The sequence below is a fragment of the Flavobacterium suncheonense GH29-5 = DSM 17707 genome, from assembly GCF_000430025.1.
GTDB lineage: Bacteria > Bacteroidota > Bacteroidia > Flavobacteriales > Flavobacteriaceae > Flavobacterium > Flavobacterium suncheonense.
In genome coordinates, this window is sequence record NZ_AUCZ01000030.1 from 1 (window position 1) to 3,295 (window position 3,295).

At 28.6% G+C, this 3,295-nt stretch carries 4 protein-coding genes; all 4 read left to right on the top strand.

From position 1 onward, the window contains the following. Positions 1-131 precede the first annotated feature (131 nt). The 4 genes from G498_RS0109770 to G498_RS0109790 all read left to right on the top strand — a co-directional run bounded on the left by G498_RS0109770 (position 132) and on the right by G498_RS0109790 (position 3,041). A complete protein-coding gene (locus G498_RS0109770; protein WP_026980995.1) occupies positions 132-770 on the top strand; it encodes a putative polyvalent protein kinase domain-containing protein in 639 nt (212 codons plus the stop codon). 379 nt (positions 771-1,149) lie between these two features. Continuing rightward, complete coding sequence (locus G498_RS0109780; RefSeq protein ID WP_026980996.1) at positions 1,150-1,554, top strand: hypothetical protein; 405 nt, start codon at positions 1,150-1,152, stop codon at positions 1,552-1,554. A gap of 54 nt (positions 1,555-1,608) precedes the next feature. After that, on the top strand, positions 1,609-2,253 hold the full coding sequence (locus tag G498_RS0109785; protein WP_026980997.1) for a hypothetical protein: 645 nt from the start codon (positions 1,609-1,611) through the stop codon (positions 2,251-2,253). A 164-nt stretch (positions 2,254-2,417) separates the two neighbouring features. Then, positions 2,418-3,041, top strand: a complete 624-nt coding sequence (locus G498_RS0109790; protein WP_131387722.1) for a hypothetical protein — start codon at positions 2,418-2,420, stop codon at positions 3,039-3,041. Positions 3,042-3,295: the final 254 nt, after the last annotated feature.

A 3,295-nucleotide genomic window follows, 5' to 3' on the forward strand; every position in this document is an offset into this window, starting at 1 on the left:
ATGTAATTTACAAATCCTATAAGTCAAATAAGAAAAAACGTATATTAGCTTAAATTTTTAATCTAAATTTTGTCAACTATTTTAGGACAATACACTACGCGAAATCTTGAAATTTTTAATTATATTTGTAAATGCAAAATGAGCTAAAAAATGAATTACACAATATCCTTTCAGGAAAGAGCAAAGTTAGGTTTGGAACAATTATCCAAACAATCACCTGTTACCTTGACAATGGCGAGAAAGCAAGCTCAATTATTGAAGTTGAAAAGCATTTCAAAAGTCAAGAAGCAAAGAGGTTAGAAGATTATGTTTCTAAAGAAAACCTTTGGATAGAAAATATTGATTTTTCTCAATATGTAAGTGAAGGAGCCGAGCAAAAAGTATATCTAAATGATAGTGGACATGTTTTAAAGCTTAATGATGCTATTTATTACAGTTCTTGGAAAGATTACTTTTATAATTTGCTACTACATAACTACTTTTTCTCCGACACAGCATACGAATTACTTGGTTTTACTAAAGATAATGAAACACTCTATGCAGTTGTAAAACAAAATTACGTTTCAATTACTTCAAATACAGACCTTTCAAAAGTAAAAACTTTTTTAACTTTAAATGGTTTCGAAAACAATCGAAATAATGATTATATCAATCGAGAACTAGGGATAATTTTGGAAGATCTACATGATGAAAATGTATTAACTCAAAATGAAATTCTTTACTTTATTGACACTGTTTTCTATTTAACAGACGTGTTCTGGAAAAAATAATTATAAAACAGTCGCTAACAGCAGTTTGGCAAAATTGCTAGGCTTGGTTTGTGTCGGTAAGCGATGTTGTTAGCATTTCTTCTCCAAAGTCTGGTTTTTTCTTCTAATCTTTTCGGTATATTTGTGAACGTAAATCATTAACTGTCGCAACTTTGCCAAGCTGCAACACGTTAGCAGGAAATTTTAAAAAAAAACCTACAAAAAAATTTTGTTGTTTCAAGAATATTCTTACGTTTGTAAAAATCAAACAAACGAGTTTCATGATAGTTGCAAATATCTTGAAAAACCTTGCAAGGATGTTTTATTTTTAAATCTGTCGGAAAACTGAAACAGCGACATAAAAGACTGAAAGTAAGAAAAACAATTAAACTTTATTTTAATGAAAAATTTAATTTATGGATTATTTACATTTGTTCTTTTCTTTTCAAGCAGTGTAAATGCAAAAAACTCAATAATTCAAAGACAAAAATCAATAATAACAGAAAGTGCTATTAAAGTAAAAACAATTAAAGGTTCTATCACTTTAAGTGGTGGATGTAATGTTAATTATAGTATCACAATTGATTACAACATTATTCCTCCAAGTGTCAATTCTATACACGGTACAGTAACAATGTCAGGTAATTGTTCAGGAACACAAACTTTCAGAGTAGCTGCACAACTAGATCCAAAAGGTACAATTACAAATGCTGAAGTAATTAGCGATGGAAGCGAAATTTTAGATTCAAAAGAATTCCAAGCAGAAATTTCAAAAGCTTTAATTGGCATTAATATTACAGAATAAAAAGTATCATTTTCAGAAGGGGACATTGTCCCCTTCTAATAAAAATAGAATATTATGAAAACAAAACTAACATTCATCATACTACTAATATACTGTCCATTTTTTTGTTTTGGTCAAAAAATTTATACCTCAAAATACAAATTATTAAGTCTAACCGAAAAATCCACTGGTGATTTTAAATCTCAAACGGAGAGTTTATTTTTTGAAAACATGATCTATAACTTTGAGTCTAATGAAAAAATTGGCTATTTAAAAAATACAGAAACTTTAAATGACCCTAGTGTACAATCTAATGTAAGTGGAGATGAAAACATCTATGTAAATTATCCAAATAATATTGTATGCTATAAACTTGACAAATCTGACATATATACATATAAGAATATCAAATTCAAAAAATACAAAAATTCAAATGTTGTTGTACTAGGATTCAAAACAACTAAATATATTTCAGAAGATGGTAATATAATTATTTATACTACTAAAAATTTACCTTGGTTTGTACAGCCTTGTCTTGTTAACTCAAATCAATTCAACGAAAGTATTGTCAAATTTGAAAATAGAAAATCAAAGTATGGGTTTGAGCTTATAGAATATAAAATCAAGGAAAAAGATACTGACTTTGAAAACATTAGCAAAGTTCTGGAAAAGAAAAATCCAAAATTTAAAAAAACGATTATTTGTCCTTTCTTTAAATAAATCTTCTGCTAACAGCGGTTTTAAGAAATTGGGGTTTGAGTGTTTAATGGAACGAGCTTTTTGTATATTTGACTTCAGCCTTAACGGAATGGTTTGGGAACAAAAATCCCCAACTTCTTAAAGCCGGCGGGACGTTAGCTGTAATAATCTCAAAACGGAACGAAATGAAGAGACTAAGCCTTTTTTTAGCTATATTATTATTTGGTTGTTCTCAAAAGGAAAATGAACTTGAAAGTATTGAGATTATGTCATATTATTATAACTATGATGAAAACACAAAGTTATTCGTCGATCTTGATGAATATTCAAAAATTTATACAAATGGAGATGTAGAAATCATAAAAAGGGTAAAACCATTTGAGCCAAAATATATCTATTTAAAGTCTAAAATTGACACCAAAATAATATTGGATATAGGAGAAACAAATAAGTCTCTCAACGATGAATACTACGAATCAAAAATAGATACAAATAGATTGGATGTTTACGATGGTCCTGTAATAAGAGTAAAACTAAAATATAAAAACGATAAAGTTATAAGTTTCACTTATGAGCAAACTGACAAATATGAAAATGATTTGAAATACTCCTTATTTCTAAAAACTCAAAAAGCAATATCTGATAATTACAACAAAAAATATTACGAGATTATTGATTCTATAAATATTAAAAAAAGTCAAAAGGAGTTTGAAATCTTTGCATTTAGAAAAGACACATTAAGCTTACCCATGCCGCCAAAGCCTATTGATCCAAGTGAGCAAATAAAATTTCCACCGCCAAATAAATAAAAAACAAATTATTACTACAGCTAACAGCGGTTTTATGAAAAGGCGGGGCTTGGTGATTTTTTGGAATGGTTTGGTGATTTTATTTCTTCTTTTCATTCCGCTATTTCTTTCAGTCTTTTCGGTATATTTGTAAACATCAGTAACAAAAATCCCCACCAGCACAAAGCCTGTGGACGTTAGCAGTAATTGTAAAGAGTGCAAAATCCTAAAATAGGTTGACAAAAAATTAAACAACATTTGTCAAACTATGGAAC

Excerpts from the sequence above, each read along its gene's own strand:
- G498_RS0109790 (WP_131387722.1), top strand. The coding sequence starts at position 2,418 with ATGAAGAGACTAAGCCTTTTTTTAGCTATATTATTATTTGGTTGTTCT.
- G498_RS0109780 (WP_026980996.1), top strand. The coding sequence starts at position 1,150 with ATGAAAAATTTAATTTATGGATTATTTACATTTGTTCTTTTCTTTTCA.
- G498_RS0109785 (WP_026980997.1), top strand. The coding sequence starts at position 1,609 with ATGAAAACAAAACTAACATTCATCATACTACTAATATACTGTCCATTT.
- G498_RS0109770 (WP_026980995.1), top strand. The coding sequence starts at position 132 with ATGCAAAATGAGCTAAAAAATGAATTACACAATATCCTTTCAGGAAAG.